Source organism: Arthrobacter sp. P4_F10 (assembly GCF_056401435.1).
Genome location: NZ_JBFUJJ010000009.1, coordinates 1 through 25,906 on the forward strand (window position 1 = coordinate 1; position 25,906 = coordinate 25,906).

Annotated in this window: 15 protein-coding genes and 1 tRNA gene; all 16 read left to right on the forward strand. The window is 68.2% G+C overall.

All coding sequences use genetic code 11. The annotated features are described in order from the left end of the window. Positions 1-217 precede the first annotated feature (217 nt). Positions 218-289: transfer RNA gene (locus AC1DR1_RS11585), tRNA-Gln, on the forward strand. Between the two features lie 42 nt (positions 290-331). Further along, positions 332-1,837 carry a bifunctional UDP-N-acetylglucosamine diphosphorylase/glucosamine-1-phosphate N-acetyltransferase GlmU gene (gene glmU / locus AC1DR1_RS11590; protein ID WP_229995024.1) on the forward strand — a complete coding sequence of 502 codons (1,506 nt, stop codon included), beginning with the start codon at positions 332-334 and terminating at the stop codon, positions 1,835-1,837. A 5-nt stretch (positions 1,838-1,842) separates the two neighbouring features. Beyond that, the gene (locus tag AC1DR1_RS11595; RefSeq protein ID WP_026537748.1) at positions 1,843-2,823 is read left to right on the forward strand and encodes a ribose-phosphate diphosphokinase; all 981 of its coding nucleotides are present in this window, start codon (positions 1,843-1,845) and stop codon (positions 2,821-2,823) included. 261 nt (positions 2,824-3,084) lie between these two features. Continuing rightward, the gene (locus tag AC1DR1_RS11600) at positions 3,085-3,684 is read left to right on the forward strand and encodes a 50S ribosomal protein L25/general stress protein Ctc (RefSeq protein ID WP_229995025.1); all 600 of its coding nucleotides are present in this window, start codon (positions 3,085-3,087) and stop codon (positions 3,682-3,684) included. A gap of 157 nt (positions 3,685-3,841) precedes the next feature. Then, positions 3,842-4,429 (forward strand): aminoacyl-tRNA hydrolase, encoded by a 588-nt coding sequence (gene pth / locus AC1DR1_RS11605; protein WP_229995026.1) that lies wholly within the window; start codon positions 3,842-3,844, stop codon positions 4,427-4,429. Between the two features lie 223 nt (positions 4,430-4,652). Further along, complete coding sequence (locus AC1DR1_RS11610) at positions 4,653-7,397, forward strand: helix-turn-helix transcriptional regulator (RefSeq protein WP_476992619.1); 2,745 nt, start codon at positions 4,653-4,655, stop codon at positions 7,395-7,397. Further along, the gene (locus AC1DR1_RS11615; RefSeq protein WP_476966531.1) at positions 7,375-10,086 is read left to right on the forward strand and encodes a helix-turn-helix transcriptional regulator; all 2,712 of its coding nucleotides are present in this window, start codon (positions 7,375-7,377) and stop codon (positions 10,084-10,086) included. The genes AC1DR1_RS11610 and AC1DR1_RS11615 overlap by 23 nt, the downstream gene beginning before the upstream one ends. Positions 10,087-10,395: 309 nt before the next feature. After that, a complete protein-coding gene (locus tag AC1DR1_RS11620) occupies positions 10,396-13,137 on the forward strand; it encodes a LuxR C-terminal-related transcriptional regulator (RefSeq protein ID WP_476992620.1) in 2,742 nt (913 codons plus the stop codon). A 71-nt stretch (positions 13,138-13,208) separates the two neighbouring features. Further along, the gene (locus tag AC1DR1_RS11625) at positions 13,209-15,848 is read left to right on the forward strand and encodes a helix-turn-helix transcriptional regulator (RefSeq protein WP_476992621.1); all 2,640 of its coding nucleotides are present in this window, start codon (positions 13,209-13,211) and stop codon (positions 15,846-15,848) included. A gap of 541 nt (positions 15,849-16,389) precedes the next feature. Further along, the gene (locus tag AC1DR1_RS11630) at positions 16,390-17,979 is read left to right on the forward strand and encodes a sugar transferase (RefSeq protein ID WP_229995031.1); all 1,590 of its coding nucleotides are present in this window, start codon (positions 16,390-16,392) and stop codon (positions 17,977-17,979) included. A gap of 72 nt (positions 17,980-18,051) precedes the next feature. After that, positions 18,052-18,513 carry an FAD synthase family protein gene (locus AC1DR1_RS11635; RefSeq protein ID WP_229995032.1) on the forward strand — a complete coding sequence of 154 codons (462 nt, stop codon included), beginning with the start codon at positions 18,052-18,054 and terminating at the stop codon, positions 18,511-18,513. A gap of 5 nt (positions 18,514-18,518) precedes the next feature. Next, entirely contained in the window at positions 18,519-19,691 is a 1,173-nt protein-coding gene (locus AC1DR1_RS11640) for a DUF1972 domain-containing protein (protein WP_364747516.1), read from the forward strand. Continuing rightward, positions 19,688-20,485, forward strand: coding sequence for a CDP-alcohol phosphatidyltransferase family protein (locus tag AC1DR1_RS11645; protein ID WP_229995033.1), 798 nt, complete (start codon positions 19,688-19,690; stop codon positions 20,483-20,485). The genes AC1DR1_RS11640 and AC1DR1_RS11645 overlap by 4 nt, the downstream gene beginning before the upstream one ends. After that, positions 20,482-21,300, forward strand: a complete 819-nt coding sequence (locus tag AC1DR1_RS11650; protein WP_364747261.1) for a hypothetical protein — start codon at positions 20,482-20,484, stop codon at positions 21,298-21,300. The genes AC1DR1_RS11645 and AC1DR1_RS11650 overlap by 4 nt, the downstream gene beginning before the upstream one ends. Continuing rightward, on the forward strand, positions 21,297-22,223 hold the full coding sequence (locus AC1DR1_RS11655) for a hypothetical protein (protein ID WP_229996221.1): 927 nt from the start codon (positions 21,297-21,299) through the stop codon (positions 22,221-22,223). The genes AC1DR1_RS11650 and AC1DR1_RS11655 overlap by 4 nt, the downstream gene beginning before the upstream one ends. Positions 22,224-22,235: 12 nt before the next feature. After that, entirely contained in the window at positions 22,236-25,889 is a 3,654-nt protein-coding gene (locus AC1DR1_RS11660; protein WP_364747263.1) for a PKD domain-containing protein, read from the forward strand. Positions 25,890-25,906: the final 17 nt, after the last annotated feature.

Here is a 25,906-nt window from a genome sequence, read left to right on the forward strand (position 1 = left end):
GGGGCCGGCCCCGCCACCGCACCCGCCACCGCACGGGCCGCCCGCACCGGCCAGCCGCCCTACGGTGCCGCCGCACGCGGCTGCGTCGGGCCGCACCGGGCCGTCACCGGCCCCCGCCACCGCACCGGCCCGCCGCCCTTCTCGCGGCGCTGAGTCGCACGAGCGTCAACCTTCGTGGCAGAATTGGTTCTCGTGCCACAGGTCAAGCCCGGCACGGTCCGCTCTGGTGTAATGGCAGCACCCCGGCCTTTGGAGCCGTGGAGTATAGGTTCGAGTCCTATGGGCGGAACTGGCGAGACACACTGCGCAACCAAGCAAGGAGAGCCAATACGTGAGCCCCGAGAACACTGGCCCAGCCGCCGTGATTGTCCTAGCTGCAGGGGCCGGTACCCGGATGAAATCCCGTACCCCAAAAATTCTCCATGAGATCGGCGGCCGCTCCCTGGTCGGCCACGCGCTCCAGGCCGCCCGCAGTATCCACCCCCGCGAACTGGCCCTCGTGGTTCGGCATGAACGCGACCGCGTGGCCGCGCACGTCTCCGCCCTCGATCCGCAAGCCCTGATCGTGGACCAGGATGATGTGCCCGGCACCGGCCGTGCGGTCGAAGTCGCACTGGAAGCGCTCGACGCCGAAGGCCCGTTGAGCGGCACAGTCGTTGTCACGTACGGCGACGTCCCCCTGCTCACCGGCGAACTGCTCGCCGAACTCGTCGCCGCCCACGAGGTCGAGGGCAACGCCGTCACCGTCCTGACCGCCGTGCTCGAGGACGCCACCGGCTACGGTCGCATCCTCCGTGCCGACGACGGAACCGTCACGGGAATCCGCGAGCACAAGGACGCCACCAGCACCGAACGCGAAATCCGTGAGGTCAACTCCGGCATCTACGCCTTCGACGCCGCCGTGCTCCGCGACGCGCTGGTCCACGTCACCACGGACAACGCCCAGGGCGAGAAGTACCTCACCGATGTCCTGGCCCTGGCCCGCGCCGCGGGCGGCCGCGTCGCCGCCGTCGTCACCGAAGACCGCTGGCAGGTAGAGGGCGCCAACGACCGCGTCCAGCTCTCGGCGCTCGGAGCCGAACACAACCGCCGCATCATCGAAGCCTGGATGCGCGCCGGTGTGACGGTCGTGGATCCCGCCACCACGTGGATCGACGCCACGGTGACGCTCGACGAGGACGTCCGCCTCCTGCCCAACACGCAGCTGCACGGTGCCACCACGGTGGCGCGCGACGCCGTCGTCGGCCCGGACACCACGCTGACCGACGTCACCGTGGGGGCGGGCGCGAAGGTGATCCGCACGCACGGCTTCGGCTCCACGATCGGTCCGCGCGCCAGCGTGGGCCCCTTCACCTACCTGCGCCCCGGCACCGTCCTGGGCGAGACCGGCAAGATCGGCGCGTTCTACGAAACCAAGAACGTCACGATCGGCCGCGGCTCCAAGCTGTCCCACCTCGGCTATGCCGGGGACGCGGAAATCGGCGAGGACACCAACATCGGCTGCGGCAACATCACCGCCAACTACGACGGCGAAAAGAAGCACCGCACGGTGATCGGCTCGGGTGTGCGCACCGGTTCCAATACCGTGTTCGTCGCCCCCGTCCGCGTGGGCGACGGCGCCTACAGCGGTGCCGGCGCGATCATCCGCCAGGACGTCCCGGCCGGGGCCCTTGTCGTCTCCCTGGCCAGGCAGCGGAACTCCGAAGGCTGGGTCCCGGCCAACCGCCCCGGTTCCGTCTCCGCCGCCCTGGCAGAGTCCGCCGGCGCCGTGTCCGCCGGCGCCGTGGGCGTCGCCCCAACATCCTCCACTACTCCGGCACCGACAGAAGAGGGCTAGCAATCATGAGCGAAATTACGGCACACGGCGAGAAGAAGCTGGTGCTGGCCGCGGGGCGCGCGCACCCTGAGCTGGCGAAGGAGATCGCGAAGGAGCTGGGCACCGAACTGCTGCCCCTGGACGCCTACGACTTCGCCAACGGCGAGATCTACGTGCGGGCCGGCGAGAGTGTCCGAGGCACCGACGCCTTCGTGATCCAGGCCCACCCGGCCCCGTTGAACAACTGGCTCATGGAACAGCTGATCATGATCGATTCGCTCAAGCGGGCCTCCGCCAAGCGCATCACCGTCGTGTCCCCGTTCTACCCCTACGCCCGCCAGGACAAGAAGGGCCGCGGCCGCGAGCCGATCTCGGCACGCCTCGTCGCCGATCTGTACAAGACCGCCGGCGCCGACCGCATCATGAGCGTGGACCTGCACACCTCGCAGATCCAGGGCTTCTTCGACGGCCCCGTGGACCACCTCATGGCCATCCCGCTCCTGGCCGACTACATCCGCACCCGCGTCGGCTCGGACAAGGTCACGGTCGTCTCGCCGGACACCGGTCGCGTCCGCGTCGCCGAGCAGTGGGCCGAGCGCCTCGGCGGCGCGCCGCTGGCCTTCGTGCACAAGAGCCGGGACCTCACCGTGCCCAACCAGGCCGTCTCCAAGACGGTCGTCGGCCAGATCGAAGGCCGCACCTGCGTCCTGATCGATGACATGATCGATACCGGCGGAACCATCTCCGGCGCCGTCCAGGTGCTCAAGAACGCTGGCGCCAAGGATGTCATCATCGCCGCGACCCACGCGGTGTTCTCCGATCCGGCAGCCCGCCGGCTGTCCGAATCCGGCGCCCGCGAGGTAGTGGTCACCAACACCCTGCCGATCACCCCGGACAAGCGCTTCCCGCAGCTGACCGTGCTGTCCATCGCACCGCTGATCGCCCGCGCCATCCGCGAAGTGTTCGACGACGGCTCCGTCACCAGCCTGTTCGACGGCCAGGCCTGAGCCGGCCGGCGCAGGGCCCGGATTTAGAAACCGGGCCCTGCGCTGGTAGCCTTGTACCGAAACCTTGGCGAGGGAGAGCGCCGGTATCCGTATATTCCGTATATACGGGCAACCGGCCGCTGGTCTCCGTTATCGACTGGGTCTGAATCTCCTTCTGAAGGGCAGCTGCACAGCAGCCCGGCGTTGAAGGTCGCAAACAGACCTCCGCCCTTGCTGAACACCGTTTAGTCCCACAGCTTGAAATCCCACGAGGAGATATCCATGTCTGAGCAGAAGCTCGCAGCAGAAGTCCGCACCGAATTCGGCAAGGGCTTCGCCCGCCGCGCCCGCATGGCCAACCTGATCCCGGCTGTCATTTACGGCCACGGCGCAGAGCCGATCCACATCACCCTGCCGGCGAAAGCCACCACCCTGGCTGTCCGCACCGCCAACGCCCTGCTGACCCTGGACATCAACGGCGAGCAGCACCTGGCCCTCGTCAAGGACATCCAGCGCAACCCGATCAAGCAGATCATCGAGCACCTCGACCTGCTGACCGTCCGCACCGGCGAGAAGGTCACCGTTGACGTGCCCGTCCACCTCAGTGGCGAACTGGCTCCGGGCAACGTCCACAACCTGGAAATGACCACCGTCTCCCTCGAGGCCGAGGCAACCCACCTGCCGACCGCCATCGAGGTCAGCATCGAAGGCCGCAGCGCCGGCGAGCACATCCACGCTTCCGACCTCGTCCTGCCGAAGGGCTCCACCCTGCTGGCCGACCCCGAAGCACTCGTTGTCAACATCTCCGAGTCTGTCGAAAACGTCGAAGAGGGCGAAGAGGGCGAAGCGGCTGCCCCGTCAGCCGAAGCAGCAGCCGAGTAATTCCGGCGATTTTACCGGTGGCCGGGTCCCTCTGGGGCCCGGCCGCCGTCGTCTCTGACGTCGTCGTATCCCACGCCGCAGCCCGGAGCCGGCGGCCCCGCCGGACACGTCCCGCCTGACCGTCCCACCCTGCCGCGTCCCACCGAAGGACTGATCCATGACCGACACCTGGCTGATCGTAGGCCTTGGCAACCCCGGATCCGAGTACAGCCACAACCGGCACAACGTCGGCCAGATGGTCCTGGACGAACTCGCCTCCCGCGTCGGCGGCGGCTTCAAGTCGCACAAGTCGCGCGCCCAGGTCCTCGAAGGGCGCCTGGGCATCGGCGGACCCCGGATCGTGCTGGCCAAGCCGCTGTCCTACATGAACGTCTCCGGTGGCCCCGTCTCGGCCCTGGCCCAGTTCTACGGCATCGACCCCGACCATGTCATTGCCGTCCACGACGAGATCGACATCCCCTTCGACACCGTGCGGCTCAAGATCGGCGGCGGCGAAGGCGGCCACAACGGACTCAGGGACATCTCCAAGGCCCTGGCCACCAAGGACTACCTGCGCGTGCGGGTGGGCGTCGGGCGTCCGCCCGGCCGGATGGAGACTGCGGACTTCGTCCTGCGCGATTTTTCCGCCCCGGAGAAGAAGGAACTTCCCTTCCTCATCGACTCAGCGGCCGACGCCGTCGAAGTCCTGGTCAGGGACGGTCTGCTCGCCGCCCAGCAAAAATTCCACCCGGCCAAGGCCCCTTAGACGCGGCCCGAACCTAAACGCAGCCAAAGCGCGCCCAACGCAGCCGTCGCGGCTCCCTGGCAGGCGCCGGGCGGTTTAGTTGCATCCGCATTACGGGTTTCCTTTCCAAGCTTTCGGCATTCCAGCTATGATCTGTCTACTCTCATGTCGGGGGATAGGGATACGCTACTTCTAAGTGGGCAGTCCGGGGTTGCTGTCTGCAAAGCGGTACGAAGGAAACTACATGTCGAGGGAATCGCTGGGCTGGGGGAATGTTTCCACTACATTGGCACCCGCCGAAGAAGAACATGCTGCCGGTCCGGTCACGAGGCACGGGTGGTCCGGTTTGGCGCGGAACGCTGATGCCGAGCGTGTCCGCCACGAACTGCTGGCGCCGGACCGGATGGGCGTTGTCATCACGGGCGACCGGGGTGTGGGCAAGACGCTCGTCGGCCGGACTGCTCTCGCGGGATTCGGCCCCGAGGTGTACACCATCCAGCTCCGCAGCTCGGGTCCGGGTTCGGCAACACCGTACGGTTGCCTGGCTTTCACCCTTGCGCGGCTCCCGCAGAGCTCCCTGGGCTCGCCGACCGCCATCCTGCACGGCATTACCTCGCTGATCCGCGACGACGCCGCCGGCCGCCAATGCGTAATCCTCCTCGACAACGCCGGGGCCCTTGACGAACTCAGCACCGGCGTCCTGCTGAACCTGCTGCAGACCCGGACCGCCCGGCTGATCGCAACGGCCCAACGCACAACAGACCTTCCGCCAGACTTCTACTGGCTCATCACCTCGGGCCAGCTGGCCGAGGTCCGGCTCGCCAACCTCACCGAACTCGAAACGCTGGAGGTCCTGCAGTCAGCCTTGGGCCATCGGGTCTCGACGGCCCTGGCGAGCCAGCTGCACCAGCTGGTCGGTGGCAGCCCCACACTCCTGCAAGCCGTCGTGTCGGAACAAATCGAACGCGGAAACCTGGTCTTGTCCGGATCGGTATGGACACTGGTTGATGAGGTCGTGCTGGACGGCCGGACGGCGCTGGAAGACATTGTCCGGGCCAGGTATGCCCGGGAAACGCCCGAGGCCCGGGAGGTAATTGACGTCCTCTCATGCGCCCGGACCCTGCCCCTGTCCCGGCTCGCCAGGATGTACAGCCCCGGCGTTATTGCCGACATGGAAGAGGCCGGCCAGATCGTCGTCGACCGCACGGACCGGCACCTCGTCACGCTGGGCGACCGCTACCTCGGCGACATTGTCCGTAACTGGCTTAGCGTGGAGCGCCGGCTGGAGCTCCGGGACAAGGTCCCCGGGCACCAGGAACATGAGCTGAACGAGCTGACTGTCGAGGACCTGCTGGCCTACGCGGCGTGGACCCACGACTGCAACGCCCAGCTGGCACCCGCCCACGCTGTGGCGGCTGCCAGCGCCGCCGTCAAGCTCTTCGACCCGAAGTTTGCCCTCAAATGCGCCGGCAGCCTGTCCCCAGCGGACCCTGAGTGGGTGGAGGGGCAACTCCAGAAGTCGGCGGCCTACCTCCAGCTCGGGCTGCCGCTGCAGGCCATGTCCGCGCTGGACGATGTCTCCGAACGGCAGGTCAACGACCTCGCGGCCGAGAACTTCGCCGAATTCATTGCGGCGAAAGCTGACTGCATGGCCTGGCTGGAGGGCCGCTCCGGCCAGGTCCCCGAGCTGCTCCGGCAGGCCAGGGTCCGGCTCCAGGACTTGAGCCTGGACGAGCCGCCCGCCGCCCCGGCGGCACTTTCCCGGGCGGCGCTGGCCCTGGATCTCTGCGAGTTCAACTACTTCTCCTTCATCGGGGATTTCGAGCCCATGATGGAGCGGCTCACCACCGCGGCCACCACAGACGTCCCGGGCGCCGATCCCGTGCACCGGCTCAGATCGGCCATCATCCTGATGGAGGCCTGGTCCCTGACCGGCCACGAACTCGATGCCCGCAAACTCATGCGGGAGATCGGCGGACAGCTGGGCGAGTGGTCCAACGTGCCGCGCATCCGCGAAAACTTCGCCTGGCGCTCCTTCAATGTGCTGCTCCTCTCCGGCCTGTGGCGCCAGGCCATCGACATGCTCAAGGACGCGAGCGGCCGGGCAGGGCACGGGCTGCATTCCGGCAGCGCCGCCACCGACCTCGCCGTCGGGCTCGCCTACGTTTATGCCGGCCGCGGCTACATGGCACTGGATCCGCTGCTGGCCGCGATCGCCCAGCTGGAGGTCCGGGCGAGCCTGCAGTCCCTGCGCCAGGCCTACGCTGCCACCGCATTCGCCTACGCCCAGACCGGCAACTCGGTCCAGGCCACGATCTACCTGGACCGGGCCCGCTCGGCTGACGGTCCGGCCCGCTTCACTGTCAGCAGTTCCACGGAGTTCTGCCTGGACATGGCCTCCCGGTGGCTCGGTGACCCCGAGGCCAAGGACAGGCTGGTACGGTCCGCGGAGGCGCATTTCCGCAAGGGCCGCCACACCCTCGCCGGAATCTGCATGTTCGGCGCCACCGTCAACGGAACCGTCAAGGATTTCCTTTTCATGGAGGAAATCGCCGGGCTGCGGCAGGGGCCGCTTGCTGAGATGTCCCGCACGGTCGCCGTCGGCAGCCGGAAGAAGGACGCAGCGATCATGCTCGAAGCCGCCGAGCAGGCTGCGAACCTCGAACTGGACGCTGTCCAGGCCAGGTGCGCGGCGCTCGCGTTCGACTTCGCGAAGGGTGCCGGACTGACCGCCAGCGCCAACGCCGCGTACAGCATGCTCGAGAGCCTCTCGGAGTCCGTTCCGGCGCTGCCGGTCATGCCGCGCAACAAGGGGCCGCTGCTGACGGAACGGGAGCGGCAAATCGCCACCCTGGCCGGGAACGGGGTCTCCAACAAGGACATTGCCCTGGAAGTGGGCATTTCCGTCAGAACTGTGGAGGGCCACCTGTATCAGGTGTTCACGAAACTCGGCGTTTCTTCGCGAAGTGATCTGCTTGGACTCATCTAGGGGGCCGGCGGGAAACCCCGGAACGGCGCCTACCCGCGCCTTGACCGGGAGGTCGGAAGATTTGATGTCGGCAGTGGAGGCCCTCCAGGGCGGCAGCCATGTGGCCGTGTTCGTCCTCGGCGACAGCGGGATGGGCAAATCCAGGCTCATCGAAGCCGTGGTGGCTGAGCTGGGCGCCGAGGTGACGCCTGTGCCGATCCACGGCAGCGCGTCATTGACCAAGGTGCCTTACGGTGTCCTCGGCCCCTTCATCGTGGGACTGCCGGTCCAGGAAGCAACATCGCAGCTGGCCGTGTTGCGGACGCTGTGGGCGCACCTGGAAGAGCAGAAGCGCGTCACCCAGAAACCCCTGATGCTGGTCGTTGACGACGCCCACGACCTCGACGAGGCGACGGCCGGAATCCTGGCGGAGCTGGCCGCGGCGGGGTGGGCCAAACTGCTCGTGGGCGCGGCCGCCCGGCCCGGACTGCCGGAACCGCTCCTGCAGCTCTGGTTTGAAGGCATCGCCGAACGGCACGACCTCCGCCCCCTCACCCTCGCACAGACCACAGAGATGCTGGAGGGTGAACTGGGCTCACAGGTGTTGCCGAACGTCGCCGAGATCCTCTGGGAGGCCTCCGGCGGCAACCCGATGCTCCTCAACGGGCTCCTCGACGACGCCAAGAACGACGGCACGCTGCTGCGGCGCAACGGTGTCTGGTTGTTCACCCGGCACCTCAACAGCCACGGCGACCGGCTGACCGACGTCGTGCGCCGTCAGCTGCTGCTGCGCTCGCCGGAAGAACGTCAGGCCTTGAACCTGGTGGCGCTGGCCGAACCGGTATCCAGGGAACTGATCGAGTCTGTGGCCGGCGAAGAGGCCGTGGGATCTTTGATCGACAGCGAACTGATCCGCGTGACGGACCCCGTAACCGGAGAGCTGCGGCTGTGGCATACCGTGTACGGCGACACCCTGCGGAACCTGATCTCGCCGGCGAGGAGCCTGCAGCTGCGGCAGAGCCTGCTGCGCAAGATGGACAGCGAGCCGACGTCGGCCGAAGGGCTGCTGCGCCACGTGAGCTGGTCGATCGAATGCGGTGCGGAGGTCGAGGACCGGCAGCTGCTGCGGGCCGCGGTGCTGGCCAGCCGGCTCTACGAGGATGAGCTCGCCCGGAAGGCTGCCGCACTGGTCAAGGATCGGGAACTGCAGATGGCGGCCCGTGCCGTGATAGCGCGGACCCGCTACAACTCCTCCGACTACGTTGCGGCGCGGGACATCCTCGACGCCGATTTCGGCAAGGGCAACACCGTCCCCGGCCTCCTGGCCGGATCGCTCCTGTGGGCCGCGGTGATGTCGGCGCTGGGCCACACGCCGGCAGAGATCATGAAACGGGCACAGGTGCTCCAACGTGCCGCCGAACGACTCGCCGCGGCCCGGCCGGACGACGCCGAAGCCATTCAGCATGCCACAAAGGAGCGCCTGGACACCATGGAAGCCATGGTCCTTGCGCTGGCGGGCGAGTACGCGGCGGCCCCTGCCGAGGAGGCGGATGCCGCCAGCCGGCCGGCGGCGAACACGCTGGAAAAGGCGTTCCGGCTCTGTCTCGACGCGGAGCGGCTCCTGGCCGGTGGCAAGGGAGTGAGCGCCCTTGCCGTGATGTCCCGGGCAATCGAGGCCGCCGGAGCCGATCACGATGAGCTGTACTTCCTCACCGACTTCCTGGTGGTCCGTTCCGCCGCCGCCGCAATCCACTCCGGGGACTGGCAGGGGGCCGAAACGCTCCTGACCGGCTTTGTGGCCGGATCCGGGCCCAGCCTGATTTCCTTTGGCGGTGGAGTGCACGCGGCCCACGGCATCATCCTGCTCTACCAGGGCAAGGCTGCCCAGGCCCTGAATACCCTCAGTGCCGCGCTCGAAGCCCTGCGGTTGACCGACCCCCAGCAGCTGTTCGCCCTCACAGCGGCCATGGCGTTCGCCGCGGCCGCCGAAGTCGGTGCCCAGACGAAGGCGGAGCTTCTCCTCGCCGACTTCGAGGCCGCCCCCGCGGCTTTGCCGCGGTTCATGCGCTCGCTGGCCGCGATGGCCGTGGTTTACGGAAAAGCCCGGCTCGGGAATTACCCCGGCGCCATCGCGGAACTGAAGCGGCTCGGACACCCGGACCCGGACATGGACACCTCCGGCCTCGAACTCGACGCGCTGGCCTTTTGCCTGGCCCTGGGTGACACGGACTCGGCACCGAGGCTGCTCGAACTCCGGGCCGGGCTTGAGGGCCCACGGCCTGCCGCGATCTGCGCCTACGCCGCAGCCATCAGCACGGACAACGCCGCAGACCACCTTGAGGCCGCGAAAACCTGTGAAGCTGCCGAACTGTGGACCTTTGCCGCCCTGGCCTACGACGCAGCGGCGCACGCCTACCGGGCCGCGGGCGACACCCTGAGGGAGCGCATGGCGAACTCCCAGCGGAAGCGATGCCTGGACCGGGCCGACGACCTCCCCGGTGAGGAGGCGGCCAAGAGTGATGACTCGCTCGGCATACTGACCCGCCGCGAGCGCGACATTGTGGCGCTGGCGGTACGCGGCCTCACCGACCGGCAGATTGCCGCCGAGCTCCAGGTGTCCGTGCGCACGGTTGAAGGCCACCTCTACCGCAGCTACGCCAAGCTCAACGTGAAGGGCCGGGAGCAGCTTCCAGGTATCGGCGGACGCTAGCGGAGAAGCAGCCGGACGCCAGCGTACAGCAGCCGGCCGGGGCTGCTTAGGGCCGTGTTGGGCGGCCAGCGGGGGCCTGGGCTGGGCCGATTCTCCGGTTTCCGGGACGCTACGGTCAGGGACACGTGAAGCGGGATTCCGACTACTTGGTTTGGACCCTGCAGGGGTGCGGGTCCAACTGAGTACAGCTACGTAGAGCGGCCTGAATACTCGCTGCGTAATCGAGTACTACTTACGCATACCTAAAATACGCGCAGTCCCTACCGTTGAGGTATCACCGCTCACACTTTGATTGCGAAGGTCTCTCATATGTTCCAGCAAGACGCCGGCTTGCCTGCGGGCAGCGGCCAGACAGAAGCTATCTTTCCGGCGCAAAGAAACGGATATGGCCGGCACAAAGACAAACCCTTCACCCGCCAGCAGGTCGTTGCCGACATCGTTGAGACCMTGACGTCGGGGTCCGGCTGCGGTATTGTCCTGGTGGGCGACCACGGGGCCGGCAAGTCTTTCATCGCCCAGCGCGCCCTTGAACAGCTCGGAGACGAGTACCTGGTAGTCCAGGTCAGGGGCAGCTCGATTTCCTCCAAGCTTCCCTATGGGGCACTGAGCGTTCTGCTCAACGACCTCGACGCCTCCCACCTCGAGCACCCCCTGATGGTGCTGCGCGGACTGACCCAGCTGCTTCACAACAAATCCGAGGGGCGGCGAGTCGTCCTCTTCGTGGACAACGCCCATGACCTCGACGAACTCTCGAGCATGATGGTGGCCCAGCTGAGCGCCGGGGCCCACGTCACCCTGCTGGCGGCGTGCGTGGACATGCCCCACGTCGGCGGCGACATCATGGGCCTGTGGAAGGATGACCTGCTCCGGCGGGTAGACCTTGGACCGTTCGACTTCGCAGAGACGGCAGCAACACTGCATCACGAATACGGCGGCCGTTTCTCCCTGACCGCCGCCCGGGCGCTCTGGAGCGCGAGCGGAGGCAACGCCCTGTTCCTCCATTCCCTCGCCCGGGAACAGATCAAGCTGGGCACAGTGCTCCGCCAGGACGGCGTATGGTTCCTGGGCAACGGCCCCATTGCCCTGACCGGCGAGATCCGGGACGTCGTGAAGGCACGCCTGAACCGGCTTGGCACCGGCCAGCGCGACGTCTTTGAATTGCTGGCCCTTGCCGGGTCGGTTTCTCTGCAGACGCTCATGCTGATCGCCAACCCCCAGGACATGGATGCGCTCCAGGAGCGGGCCCTGATCCGGGTCACCCATGACCATCCGCCGATGGTGAGCGTCGCCAACCCCGTGACGGCCGGAATCGTCGCCAGCGTAGTCCCGCCCGGCCGCAGCGCCGAACTCCGCCGCCGGCTCACGGCCGTGCTCCAGGACTCGGACGCCTTGGACGCCGGCGGCGCGACCGGCGTCGCCTGGGCGCTGGACTGTGGAGAGCAGGTGCGCCCGGAAGTGGCGCTGGCCGCGGCCCACACCGCGAACAGCGAGTCCGACCCCGCGGCCGCGCTGCGGTTCATCCAGGAGGCGGAAGGAAGCGAAACCTCTGTCCTGACGGCTATCGAATCGGTGAATGCCCATATTTTGGTGAATAACGCGGAGTCCGCGCGTCGGGTCCTGGAGGCGCTGGATGAGGCCGCCTGCCGGGACCTTTCTGTGTCCGACTGGACGGCCCTGCAGCTCCTGCGCGCAGAGCTGGAAAAGCGCAGCCCGGCCCCGGGAGCCGATCCTATGGCCAGGCTGCGCGAGCTCGCGGAGCGGCTGGCGGCAGAACCGGAGCAGCACAGCCGCGCGGTGCGAGCGGGCCGCGAGCAGCTGCGCCTGGCCGAGGCCGAGCTCGCCGCATTCCAGGGACGCTACGCCGATGTCCTGGCCGCGACCGAGCACGTGGACACAACGGACCTGGGCAGCGAACTGCGCCTCGTGACCGCCAGTGTGCGCTGCGAGGCCCTGGCCGTCACTGGCAACGTCGTGTCGGCACTGGCCCTGGGAAAGCAGGTCCTGGCGGCCACAGCGAACCTGCACCTCACGGACCGGGCGGTTCGGGAGATCAGGGGCAGGTTCCTGCTCCTGCTCCTGGTCTCGGCAAAGTTCCGGGAGGCATCCGTTTATCTTGACGAGACCTACGGCGGCATCGAACCGCAGACCCGGCTCGGCGGGATGTTCGAGATTGGGCACGGGGTCATTGACCTGCACGCCGGGCACTTGGACGAGGCCCTGTCCCGGCTCCAGGCCGGCAGGTGGCAGCTCCGGGCGCAGGACCCGGATGCTTTGACCGGCCTGGCCACGGCAGTCTGTGCCTATGCCGCCGCCCTCCAGGGCGAAGAGGAGACGGCCGGCCTCCTGCTGGGCGACCTTGACCAGCCGCGGCCGCCCGCGGCGTGGCTGGCAGAACGGCTCACACGTTATTTCGAACTCTCAGCCCAGGCCGAGCTCGGCCAGCGGGCAGCATCCATCCGCGCCCTGGCAGCCGAGGCGGAGAACGACACCGAATCCTCGGCCGTGGCTCCGGCGCTCCTGTTCCAGTCCGCCGCCACCAGGTTGGGAGACCGCCAGATGGGCCACAAGCTCGGCAGTCTCGGCGGCCGGGTGAGCGGGCAGTACGCGGCCCTGTGCTCGCGGCTGGCCGAGGGCATGCGGGAGGCCGACAGCGAACTCTTGCTGGCGGCGTCCAAGGACGCCGACGCGTCCGGCAACGCCGTCTTCGCCCGGGATGCGGCCCGGAAGGCCGTCAGCTGCGCGAACGACGCCGGCAACCGGATCGCACTGCGGATCGCCCAGCGGGCGCAGCAGTCGCTCGATGACAAGTTCGGCAGTCCCAAGAACGGTCTTCACTCGCTCACAACCTCGACCCTGACGGCGAGGGAATGTGAAGTGGCCGTCCGGGCCGCTGCCGGCACGTCGAACCGCAAGATCGCGGAACAGATGCACGTGTCGGTCCGCACCGTGGAGGGACACCTCTATCAGGTGTACTCGAAGCTGCATGTCGCCAGCCGATCGGAACTCAAAGATGTCATCTCAACTCCGGCAGACAGCGCCCGGCTCGGCTGACCCCGGCAGAATCCGGGCGGCTTCCCCGTCGGCATTCCGGGAAAGGCAACAGGCGGCAGGAAGAACCGGCAATGGAAAGCCTGGCTGAGACCGCCCCGCTGATCGAGCGGTCAACACTGCTCAAGGATCTGGTGCGTTGCCTGCGCGACGACACCCGCTCAGGTGCGATCGTCGTCGGCGGGGCAGGGACGGGCAAGACCGCCGTCGTCAAGGCCGCCCTCCGCGAACTCGGGCCCCGCAGACACGTGATCCGGCTGACGGCCACCCCGGCCCTGGCCGCCGTTCCCTTTGGCGCACTGGCACCGTATCTGTCCGGGCTTCCCGACCGGGAACTCGACTCCTATGCCGCCGTCGTGGAGGCAATGGCCGGCAGCCTCAGAGCTGAGGCGGACCGCCCTCTGTTCGTCGTCGACGACGCGCATTGCCTCGACCACGGGACCGTCCGGCAACTCGCGCAGGCCGCAGCCACCGGCGCAGCGGGCATCCTGGCGACCTGCCTGCCCGGGCCGATGATCCCGGAAGAGTTCCTCTCCCTGTGGGACGACGGAATTATTGCCAAGTTCGATCTTGCCCCGCTCAGCCGGACTGGAACCCACCAGCTGTGCGAACAGGTCCTGCGGGCCGACGTCTCGCCGTGGGTCAGCGCGGTGTTTCATGACGCCGCCGACGGGAACCCGCTCATGCTGATGTCCCTGATCCAGCATGCCCGCACCACAGGCGCACTGGGCTGCCGGCACGGAGTATGGTTCCTCCTGGCGAACCCCGACATGGCCCGGGTTCCGGCCGCCGACGTCGTTGACCGGCAGCTGCGCTCCATGACGCCGGAAGAAAAGACCGCAGCCACAATCGTGGCCCTGGCAGGACCACTCTCCCTGGCCCAGATCCTGCGGATCAGCGGGCCCAAAGCCGTTGATGYGCTCGACACGGCCGGAATAATCGCCGTCTCCGCCGGGCACGACCGGCTCGTCCGGCCCGCCAGCCCGATAGTTGGCGAGATCATCCGCCACCGGGTCCCGGCCGGCCGCAGTTCCGCCCTGCGCTCGAGCGTGCTGTCGCTTCCCTCAGAACGTGCCTCAGTGCCGGGAGCGGATCTGAACCGGCTGCGCTGGTCCCTGGACTGCGGCGTGGAGATCCCTCCTGTCCAGCTGCTCCGCGCCGCTGTCGGCGCGAACACGGCCCTGGATCCCGCGACAGCTGCACGCGCCGCCGGCGCCATAAGGGACCCCCGTTTCCTCTCCGAGGCCCGCATCCAGCTCGCCTATTCCCACTTCATTGCCGGGCGCCCGCAGGCCGCTGTGGTGTGCCTGGAGTCGGCGCGGCCGGTGCGGCCCGGACGGCCGTCCTATCTGGCTGCCCTGCTCGCCGCCCGGCTCGGGGCCGCGACGCTGGCCCGGGATGCCGTGACTTCCACGCACGGTCCCGGACGTGCCCCGGAGGAGCAGCTGGAGGGCGGCGCCGCCGCTGCTGGACTGGCCGCAGAGCTCCTGGGCCGCACGTGGGACGGCAGGTTCACGGCCGTCGGAACCGGGCTGCGCGACTTGGTCGAGACCACCGGAACCCCTCCCGAAATCCGCGTCCCGGCAATTTCTCTCCTCGCCGAACTACTGACCGCGCAGGGCCAGCTGCGGACCGGCCTGCGCCTGGACGGGGAAGCATGGAACGGCGCCCGCAGCGGGAGCCTGGGGCTTCCGCTGGTGTTCGAGGACCTTGTGGTGCGCCACTGCCTGAACCTGATCCGGGCCGGTGACTGGGACGGGCTCGGCCGGGTCCTCGACGACTACGCGGCCCGCGAGCCGGGACGGCTGCTGTACAGCGGCGGCATGCTCCACCTCATGCGGGGATACTCGAGGCTGCGCCAGGGCAGGATGCGCGAATGCCTGACCGAAGTGCGGCTGGGCGTGGAGGAACTTGCCATCGCCGACCCCTTGAACCTGCTGCCGTTTGCACACGCCGTGGCAGCCTACGCGGCTGCCGCCGTCGGACGGCATTACGAGGCCAGCCAGCATTGCCTGGCTTTCCGGCTTTCGGTCTACCGGGAGCCCAAAACCCTTCGCCTGCTGGCGGAGGCGTATTGTCGGGCGGCAGAGCCCGAGGGCGCCCCGGACCAGGGCGGCGCATCGGCCCTGGCACTGCTGGCGGACGAGGCACTGCACGAGGGCCTGCGGGGCGTTGAAACCGACATCAGGCGGCTCGCGATCCGCGGTGGCGACGTCTCCGAGGCCGAGGCCGAGGCCCTGGCCCTGAGCAGCCGGGCAGTGGACGGCCCGGAGGCGCGCCTGCTGGAATCCTACGCGCTGGCGGTATCGGCGTCGGACGCTGCCGACCTCATTGGCATCAGCGACGACGCGCTCGGCGGCGGGCACGGGCTCCTGGCCCTTGAAGCCGCCCAGCAGGCCGAACGGATCCTGGCAGATGACCCGGACCGGTGGAGGCTCACCGCGGTCCAGCGCAGGGTCCATCACCGGCTCGTTGAGGCCGGCATGTCGGCGCAGCTGGAGATCGTCCACAGCGATCACGACGCAGCGCTGACCGGCCGCGAAGCCGAGGTCTTGGATCTTGTCTCCCGCGGCGCCACGAACGCCGAGATCGCCTCGGCGCTCTGCGTATCGCAGCGGACCGTGGAGGGGCACCTGTCACGGATCTTCGCCAAACTCGGTGTCGGCCGGCGCGCGGACCTGCTGGGCTACAGCTCCCTGAACCCCGAACCGTGAACTCGAATCCCGAACCTGACACCTGAACCTCGAACCCCCAACCTGAACCCTGCGCTCCGGAACTACTGACCGGCAGCGGCGGCGGCTGCGTACAGCCCGGGTGGCCCGGGGGACCGGCGGGAGTATCCCCAAGTAGTGCTGTCGCAAGCGCGCCGACAGAAGTCGGGTAAACGCTACTCGTGTGCAGATCCGGTCCCGGGGCTTGACTTAAGTCAGTCCCACGAACAACTCACAAAGGTCTCAAAATGAGGAACTTCAGGGCGGTAATTGACCGCGGGTATGACCTGCAGGGAAGTTTGGTCCCTCAAACCATCTTGCTTGCTGAGGCAGCCACTGCCACCATTAGAGGTGGTCGTGTCCTAACCTCCCTTCACCGAACTCCTTCATTGGAATCGTACGGTGCCGCAACCGGCAACCGTGCGCCAAGGTCGGAGCCGGCGGCGTCAGAGCCTTCTGAGACCGAGGCTCTCCCCCCAGCCGCCGCCGGCTCCCTTAACCGGTCTGTTCGCGGGCCCGCGCCGACGAAAAGCGCGGACCCGAAATGAGCGCCGTCGATGAGCGCCGCAGGGGGTACCGGTCGCCGGGGAGCCGTTTGACCGGCCGGCCAGCGCCAGTGCTGGCCACGAGCGCCGGTTCGCTTGGCCAGCCTTGGACCGCCGCCCCGGCCGTGGGCCACGACGACCCAGCCGCCGCTGGTGTCGACTCAGGGAAGTCCTGGGCCAAACGCTATCGTCGCTGGCTCCGGCTCACGGACACCGCCATTGTGGCGATCGCCGTCGCGGCCGCCTACGCTTTCCGCCTCGACTTAGGCGAGCCCATTCTGTCCCGCGGCGTGGACAGCGGCTCGTACTTGGTCGCGAGCCTTGCCATCCTCCTGGTCTGGGTCCTGGCGCTTGAAGTGCACCGCACCCGCGAAGAGACAGTCTTGGGAATCGGCTCCGAGGAATACAAACGGGTCCTTGACGCGACCCTGAGCGTGTTCGGCGGCATCGCGATCATGGTCATCCTCCTGGGAATCGATGTGGTCCGCAGCCACTTCGCCCTCGCACTTCCGGCCGGTGCCCTGCTGCTGTTAGTCAACCGCTGGCAATGGCGGGCCTGGCTGAACCGGCAGAGGCTCTTTGGCCACTACCTTTCCAAAGTGATCGTCGTGGGGGAACCCGCGGACGTCGAATACGTGATCCGGCAGTTCGGAAAAGTTTCCGGGGCCGCCTACGAAGTCGTGGGGGCCGCCTTGCCGGCCGGCTACACCGAGAACCACCTGAAAATTTCCGCCGAACGGGTTCCTGTACTGTGCGACGTCGACTCGGTTGCAGGAAAGGTCATAGAAACAGGGGCCAACGCCGTGGTGGTGGCCGGACCGCTCCAGGGCGGCACCCGGTCCATCCGGCAGCTGGGGTGGGCCCTGGAAGGCACCCGGGCAGGCCTCGTCCTGGCCTCGAGCCTGACCGACGTCGCAGGTCCCAGGATCCACTGGCGGCCCGTCGAAGGCCTGCCCCTCATGCACGTGGAACTGCCGCGGTTCACCGGCGGCAAGCACACGCTCAAACGGCTCGTGGACATCGTGGCATCAGCGGCGGCCCTGCTGATCCTCTCACCCGTGCTTTGCGCCCTGGCCTGGATCATCGTCCGCGACAGCAAAGGGCCGGTGTTCTTCCGCCAGGAACGGGTGGGACGCAATGGCGAGCGGTTCAAGATGATCAAATTCCGCTCCATGGTCACCACCGCGGAACAGGACCTGGCAGCGCTGCAGGACCGCAACGAGGCGGCGGGGCTGCTTTTCAAGCTCAAGAACGATCCCCGGATCACTACCTGCGGTCACTGGCTCAGGAAGTATTCGCTCGACGAGCTGCCGCAGTTCTGGAACGTCCTCAAGGGCGACATGAGCCTGGTGGGGCCACGGCCGCCGCTGCCCGGTGAAGTCGCGGGCTACGAGGGGGATGTGAGCCGGCGGCTCCTGATCAAGCCAGGCATTACGGGTCTGTGGCAAATCAACGGACGGTCCACTCTGGGCTGGGACGAGAGCATCCGCTGGGACCTCTACTACGTGGAGAACTGGTCACTGACCGGCGACATCATGATCCTCTGGCGAACGCTCAGAGTCATTCTTCATCCGGTGGGGGCCTACTAAACGCACTATTCGCATTATTCGCACTACACACCGGTACTGGGCCGGCGTCAAACGGGAAGGCAGCAGAACACAATGGGTCTCAAAATTGGATATGCCCCGGGGGCTTTTGACCTGTTCCACATCGGGCACCTGAACATCCTCAAGCACGCCAAGAGCCAATGCGACTACCTGATTGCCGGGGTCGTGGCCGACGAAATCCTGGGGCAGGTCAAGGGCAGGCTGCCTCTGGTCCCCCTCGCCGAGAGGATGGAAATCGTCGCCAGCATCGGCTACGTGGACAAGGTCTTCGCCGAAGTTGTCCCGGACAAGCTCCAGGTCTGGGAGGAACTGCGTTTCAACGTCTTCTTCAAGGGCGACGACTGGAGGGGCACAGCGAAAGGCGACCGGCTGCAGGCGGCCTTTGGCGCCGTCGGCGTCGAGGTCATCTACTTCCCGTACACCGTGCACACCTCCAGTTCGGCCCTGCGCACGGCCCTGGAACTGATCAACCAGTCCGCCTCGCCGTCGCAGCTCAGGCAAGGAGCGAGGCGGTGAGCGGCCTGCACGTCGCCATGGTGGGGACGCGTGGTGTCCCGGCCCGCTACGGCGGCTTCGAAACCGCCATCGAGGAAATCGGCCAGCGCCTGGTGCAGCGCGGCCACCGCATCACCGTCTACTGCCGCGACACGGGGGACGGCACGGACAAGCCCTCCGAGCACCTGGGCATGGAACTGGTGCACCTCCCGGCGATGCGCAAACGGTCCCTGGAGACATTGAGCCACACCGGACTGTCGGTCGCCCATCTGCTCCGGCACCGGCCGGATGCGGCAATCCTCTTCAACGCCGCCAACGCACCCTACCTGCCGGTTTTCCGGACGGCGGGCATCCCGGTGGCCACCCACGTCGACGGGCTGGAATGGAAACGCGCCAAGTGGGGCCAAGGCGGCCGGAAGTACTACCTCGCCGTGGAACGGCTCGCCGTTAAGCTCTCGGATGCGCTGATCGCCGACGCCGTCGGGATCCAGACCTACTACCGGCAGAAATTCGACGCCGACACCGTTTACCTCGCGTACGGCGCACCGCTGCTGGCCGAGGGCAACGCGGACAAGCTCGGGCAACTGGACCTCAAACCGCAGGCATACCACCTGGTGGTGGCCCGCTTCGAGCCGGAGAACCACGTCCACATGATTGTGGACGGGTTCGTCCGCAGCGGGTCGCAGCTGCCGCTCCTCGTCGTGGGTTCAGCGCCGTATTCGAACCGCTACACGAGCGCCGTCCACGCCCTGGCCGACGCCAGGGTCCGCTTCGTCGGCGGGATCTGGGACCAGGAACTGCTGGACCAGCTGTACGCCAACGCACTCGTGTACTGGCATGGCCACTCGGTCGGCGGAACGAACCCCTCGCTTCTGCGGGCCATCGGCTCGGGAACGGCCACCAACGCGTTCGACGTCGGCTTCAATCGTGAGGTCCTGGAAAGCTCCGGCCGATACTTTTCGGATCCAGAGGATGTAGCCGGGCTGGTCGCGGACGCCGAGCGCCCCGGCTCCGATGTGACCGCGCGGGGAGAACAAGCGCGGCTGATCGCGCACCGCTACAACTGGGACCTGGTCACCGACGGCTATGAGGAGCTCTGCCATGACCTCGCCCGCCTGCGGGCGCATTCGGCCCGCGGCGCCTACCGGCGGCCTTCAGCCCCGGCCTCGGCCCAGCAAATCTTAGGAGCGGGCCAGTGACTGCCATCGATTCGCACGTGGAGAGTGCCGCCGCCGGCTATTGGGACACCGTGAGGGCCCTGTCGGTGGGGCAGAAAACCGCCGCGCGCAGCGCACCGGCGTATTCGCGCTACATCAACCGCCGGCTGGGACGGCTCCTGGCTGCGGCCGCGATGCAGGCAGGGCTGGGCCCGAACGCGGTGACAGTCATCAGCGCGGCCTTCACCTTCGCCGGGATCGCCCTGCTGATGATCTTCCCGCCCTCCGGCGCGCTGGGCATCGGTGTGGCGCTGTGCCTCGTGGTCGGCTACGCCTGTGATTCGGCCGACGGCCAGGTGGCCAGGATGCGGGGCGGCGGGTCGCCCGCGGGGGAATGGCTGGACCACATGGTCGACGCCGTGAAGACCTCCACAATGCCGCTCGCGCTCGCCGTCGGACTCTATCGCTTTGGCGCCGTGGACCGGTGGTGGCTCGTGGTTCCCCTGGGTGCGGCAATCGTGTCCGCCGTCCTGTTCTTCGGCATGATCCTCACCGAACAACTCCGGCGCCAAAGCGGACGGGTGTCCGTGGCGGACCCCGGCGGGCGGTCCTGGATCCGTTCGCTGCTGGTGATCCCGATGGACTACGGCGTCCTCTGTCTGTCCTTCATCAGCTACGGCGTGCTGCCCGTCTTCCTTACCGTCTACACGCTGATCTTCGCCGCCACAGCCGGGTTCCTCGTGCTCGCGTCAGTGAAGTGGTTCCGTGAACTCTCCGCCGTCCAGCCGATATCCCGTCCGGCAGAGCAGCCCGTCACGAAGGGAGACCGGCCATGAACAAGCAGGCCAACACCCCCGCGGACAAGCCCCGGATGACCAGCCGCCGCACGCGCCTGGTGGCGACGTCGCTCGGAGTCTCCGCGCTCCTGGCTATTGGCGGCGTCGCGTGGGCGTCAGGGCTTAACTATTCCGCCGGGAACGCTGCGGCGCCGGAGGCCCGGCCGGACAGCACGGCCGGCGCCCCCGCCCACCCCGCCAACACCCAGCAGGGGGCCGCCAGCCCCGATACCGCCCGGCAGGGCAGCGCCAGCACCGCCGCCGCCCCCGGAACGCTGGACCCGGCGGCCGTCCCCGGCGCACGGCCGACGGCGACGAAACCGTCCGGCCCGCCCGAGGTCAACCCGGCCCCCGTGGACCGGAAGGGCAAAACGGACCAGGAGCTCGCGGCGATCGCGCAGCCCACGGCCGCCCCGGTGGAGCTGACAGCCAAGAAAACCGTCAAAGGTGGCGTGTCGGCGACCATCACAGACATGACGGCCGTCCAGGGCGTGGCAACCGGCATCGGCGAAGTGGCCGGACCCGCCGTGCGGTTCAAAATCAGCGTGGTCAACAGCACCGCGGCGCCGCTCGCGCTTGACCGGGCGCTCGTAGATGTCAGCTACGGCAAGGACGATGCCCCGGCGAGCCAGCTCAGCGGACCGGACCCCGCGCCCTTCCCGGCCAGCGTCGCACCCGGGGCCACCGGCGTCGCAGTGTTCATCTTCGCCGTGCCGCTCGACGCGCGGGATACCGTGACGATCCACTTCAACCTGGAAGCCGAGACGCCCATTGCGACGTTCGCCGGCCGTGCCCCGGCCGGAAACAAGCCATGACACCGGCACCGGGCGGCCCGCCGGTCTCTGCTCCCCGCCGGATGGTCCGGCGGGCACGCAAGTTGGGCAAAGGGCTGCGGGCCGCCAGCGCCGTGGCTTACCTGCAGGTCCGCAACCTGGTGGCACGCGGGCCCGTCACCGGATCCGCGCCGGTGGTCGTCTCCCTGACGAGTTACGGTGACCGGATCCGCACGGTGTCGCTCGGGGTGGAATCGATTGCCCGCGGCACGGTGCGGCCGCAGCGCCTTGTGCTGTGGCTGCAGTCGCCTGAAGACATCGCGGCGTGCCCGGCGTCACTGCGGCGCCTTGAACGCCGCGGCCTGGAAATCCGGGCGGCATCCAATGGCGGAGCGTCCAATTACGGACCCCACACCAAGTACTACCCCTACGTTTCATCCGTGCCACGGCACACCGTGCCGCTCGTGACGGCCGACGACGACATCGTCTACCCGGCGAAGTGGCTGGCGCTGCTGGTGGATGCCGGCGAGCGCCACCCCGGCACCGTGGGCGCGTACCGGGTCAGCATCATGGGGATCGAGGGGGGCCAGGTATCCGGCTACTCGACCTGGCCGTGGGCCCGTGACACGGCCGTGCGGGCGGGAAACTTCGCCACCGGCGTGTCCGGCGTCATCTACCCGCCGGCGATGCTGGAGGCGCTGCGGCTGCGCGGGGACGGCTTCCTGACCTCGTGCCCGCGCGCGGATGACATCTGGCTGAAGTGGGTGGCCCTGCGCGCCGGAATCCCGGTGCGCCAGATCGGGCCAGTGCCCCGGCACTTCCCGATCATTCCTGGCAGCCAAGGCCAGAGCCTCATGAGCACAAACGTGGGAGAGAACCAAAACGATCACTGCATTCGAGGCCTCTTTTCGGCCGAGGATGTGGCCGCGCTGGGTGCCAGCACGGTCAGTCATCAACCGAACTAAGGGGACAAGAAAATGCTCAGGAACGCAACGCTGGGGAGCGCTCGGAGGAGAGGGGCCGGGCCGCCCGCCGGCTCGGCACCGACGACGGCACCGGCACCCGCCAAGACCGCCTACACGACCGTCCTGACGGGTGCACGGGCAGGCGCGAAAAAGTTGCTGGCGCTGCTGCTGGCTGCCGCCGTCGCCCTCTCGCTGGGACTGGTCGGCAGCCAGCCCGCCGCGGCGGATACCGCTCCCGCGGATCCCGCCAGCCCCGCCACCCCGGTGACCGTCTCCGCCGACGGCCTGCCCACCGCCCAGATCAACGGCGTCGCCTGGGCCCAGGTCATTATCGGCAACACGGTGTTCGTCGGCGGCAATTTCACCGAGGCACGGCCCGCCGGCGCCGCTGCCGGCACCGGCACCGTCCCGCGGAACAACATCCTGGCCTACAACCTCACCACCGGTGAGCTGCTGAGCACGTTTGCGCCCAGCTTCAACGGCGAGGTGACGGCACTGGCAGCGTCCCCGGACGGGTCGCGGCTGTACGTCGGCGGCGCGTTTACCGCGTACAACGGCTCCACAGTGTGGCGGGCCGTCGCCCTGAACCCCGCTACCGGTGCCCTCATTACTAGCTTCCTGCCCCGCATGTCCGCGTCGGTCCGCTCGATCGTGGCAACGTCCACCACGGTGTACCTTGGCGGCCTGTTCAACGCCGTCGGCTCCGTGACCCGCGGCAATCTCGCCGCCGTGAGCGCCTCCAACGCCGCGCTCCTGCCCTGGAACCCGGTTGCCGCCGGCGGCCGGGTCAACGCACTCGCGCTCTCCCCGGACGGCGCCAGCATGGTGGTGGGCGGGGCCTTCACCTCCCTCAACGGCTCCAGCAACCCCGGCTACGGCGTGGCCAAGGTGGACACGGCCCTCGGCGCCGTCCAGCCCTTCCAGATCAACAACATCGCCCGCAACGGCGGCTCGACCGGCGCCATCACCACCCTCGCCACCGACGGCGTCAACGTCTACGGCGCCGGCTACACCTTTGGCCGCAGCAGCACGCTGGAAGGAATGTTCTCCGTCAAGTGGTCCGATGGCTCCACCACCTGGCTCGAGGACTGCCACGGCGACACGTATTCGATCCAGCCCCTGGGCGACGCGGTCTACCTGGCCGGGCACGCCCACTTCTGCGGCAACATCGGAGCCTTCCCGCAGGCCGAACCCTGGCAGTTCAACCGCGGCATCGCCTTCAGCAAGAAGGCCACCGGCACGGTGACCGCCGAAAGCCACGGGTACACCAACTTCGCCGGGAACCCGGCACCGTCGCTCCTGAACTGGTTCCCGATCCTGAACGCCGGCACCTTCACGGGGCAGGACCAGGGCGCCTGGTCGGTTACCGGCAACGCCGACTACATCGTGATGGCCGGCGAATTCACCACCATCAACAACCAGCCCCAGCAGGGACTGACCCGGTTCCCGCGCACCGGCCTCGCGCCGAACCTGCGCGGGCCGCGGCTGAGCGGCGTGAACTTCAACCCGACACTGTCCAGCCCGGCCGCCGGCACCGTGCGGGTCCGGTGGCAGGCCAACTGGGACCAGGACAACGAGAACCTCACCTATGAGGTGCGCCGCAACGGCGCCGTCATCTCCACCGTCAACCAGGCCTCCACCTTCTGGAACCGGCCCGGCATGACGTTCCTGGACTCAGGCCTGACCGCCGGCCAGAGTTACGGCTACCGCATCTTCGCCCGGGACCCCTTCGGCAACGAGGCCCGCAGCGAGACCGTCACCATCACGGTCCCCGGCTCCACCACGGCACCGGGGAGCTACGCCCAGCAGGTGCTGGCCGACAAGCCTGGCAACTACTGGCGCCTCGGCGAAACCGGCGGGGCCACCGGCGTGGACCTCGCCGGCAAGGACGATCTGATGGTCCGGCCCGGTGTCAGTTTCGGCGCCGCGGGTGCGATGACCGGGGACGCAGACAACGCCGCCGCCTTCAACGGCACCACCGACTCCGTGGCCAGCAGCCCGACGCTTTCGATGCGCCCCCAGGTCTTCAGTACCGAGGCCTGGTTCCGGACCGGCACCAACGTGGGCGGCGAGATCATCGGCTACGGCAATTCACAGACCGGACTTTCGGCCGACTTCGACCGCAACGTCTACATGGACAACGCCGGCCGGCTCTCCTTCGGTGTCCGTCCAACCGGCACCAGCGGGACCGCCTCCCGGATCACCGTCAGCACAACCAAGACGTTCAACGACAACCAGTGGCACCATGTCGTGGCGACCCTCGGCCCCAACGGGATGCAGCTGTTCCTCGACGGCGCCCTCGCGGCCGGGCGGACCGACACCACGTCCGCGTGGCCGATCGACGGTTTCTGGCGCATCGGCGGCGACAACCTGAGCGGCTGGCCCAACCGTCCGACCAGCCGCTACCTGAACGGCCAGATCGACGACGTCGCCATCTACCCGGCCGTGCTGCCGCTGTCGCGGGTGCAGGCGCACTTCGTGGCCTCGGGCCGCACGGTCAACGCCCCTCCCGCACCGCCCGTGGCCGGTTTCACCTCTGCGGCCAGTGGACTCACGGCATCGGTGGACGGGACCACGTCCGCGGACGCCAACGGACCCATCGCCACCTACGCCTGGGACTTCGGCGACGGCGGCACCGGCACCGGCGTGACTGCGCAGCACACGTATGCGGCAGGCGGCACCTACACGGTCAGGCTGACGGTGACGGACAACACCGGAAACACCGCGAGCGTCGGGCATCCCGTGACCGTGGTGGCCCCGCCGGCGAACGTGGCCCCGACCGCCGCGTTCACCTCGACCGCCGCCGACCTTGCCGCTTCCTTCAACGGCTCGGAATCAGCGGATTCGGACGGGACCATCACCGGCTATGCCTGGGACTTCGGTGACGCAAGCACCGGAACCGGGGCGACGGCGTCGCACACCTACGCCAGTGCCGGCAGCTACGCCGTCACCCTGACGGTGACCGACGACGACGGCGCCACGGGCACGCTCAGCCGCACGGTCACCGTCACGGCCCCGGCGGCCAACACCGTCGTCGCCGCGGACGCCTTCGGGCGGACGGTCACCGGAGGCTTCGGCACGGCGGACACCGGGGGAGCCTGGACGCTCTCAGGAGGCAACACCAACTTCGGAGTGAACAACGGCTCCGGTGCTGTGAGCCTCGGGGCCGCCGGAGCCAGCCGGAGCGCGTTCCTGAACTCGGTGTCCACCGCCGCCTTCGATGGAACCGTCACGGTCTCCGCCGACAAGATCGCCGACGGCGGCGGGATGTTCGCCTCCCTGCTCGGCAGGCGGGCGAACAACAACGACTACCGGGCCAAGATCAAGGTCGGGAGCAACGGTGCCGTCTCCCTGTACCTCACCCGGGTCATCAACAACGCCGAGACGACCATTGCCGGGCCCCTCGCGATTGCCGGCCTGACCATGGCACCGAACGATCCCGTGATCATCCGGCTCAGCCTGACCGGCACGGCACCGACGGCGCTCAGCGCGAAGGTCTGGCGGGCATCGGCAGCCGAACCGGCAGCGTGGCAGCTGAACGGCAGCGACTCGACGGCCGGGCTCCAGGTGGCCGGCGGCGCAGGACTCGTCGGTTACCTCTCGGGATCGTCCACCAACTTCCCGGTGGTGTTGCGTTTTGACACCCTCTCCGTGAAGATCCCGTAGGCCTAGGGCATTGGGGG

Coding starts and splice junctions, on each gene's coding strand:
- AC1DR1_RS11660 (WP_364747263.1), top strand. CDS start 22,236: ATGCTCAGGAACGCAACGCTGGGGAGCGCTCGGAGGAGAGGGGCCGGG.
- AC1DR1_RS11600 (WP_229995025.1), top strand. CDS start 3,085: ATGTCTGAGCAGAAGCTCGCAGCAGAAGTCCGCACCGAATTCGGCAAG.
- AC1DR1_RS11610 (WP_476992619.1), top strand. CDS start 4,653: ATGTCGAGGGAATCGCTGGGCTGGGGGAATGTTTCCACTACATTGGCA.
- AC1DR1_RS11630 (WP_229995031.1), top strand. CDS start 16,390: ATGAGCGCCGTCGATGAGCGCCGCAGGGGGTACCGGTCGCCGGGGAGC.
- AC1DR1_RS11635 (WP_229995032.1), top strand. CDS start 18,052: ATGGGTCTCAAAATTGGATATGCCCCGGGGGCTTTTGACCTGTTCCAC.
- AC1DR1_RS11655 (WP_229996221.1), top strand. CDS start 21,297: ATGACACCGGCACCGGGCGGCCCGCCGGTCTCTGCTCCCCGCCGGATG.
- pth (WP_229995026.1), top strand. CDS start 3,842: ATGACCGACACCTGGCTGATCGTAGGCCTTGGCAACCCCGGATCCGAG.
- AC1DR1_RS11595 (WP_026537748.1), top strand. CDS start 1,843: ATGAGCGAAATTACGGCACACGGCGAGAAGAAGCTGGTGCTGGCCGCG.
- AC1DR1_RS11650 (WP_364747261.1), top strand. CDS start 20,482: ATGAACAAGCAGGCCAACACCCCCGCGGACAAGCCCCGGATGACCAGC.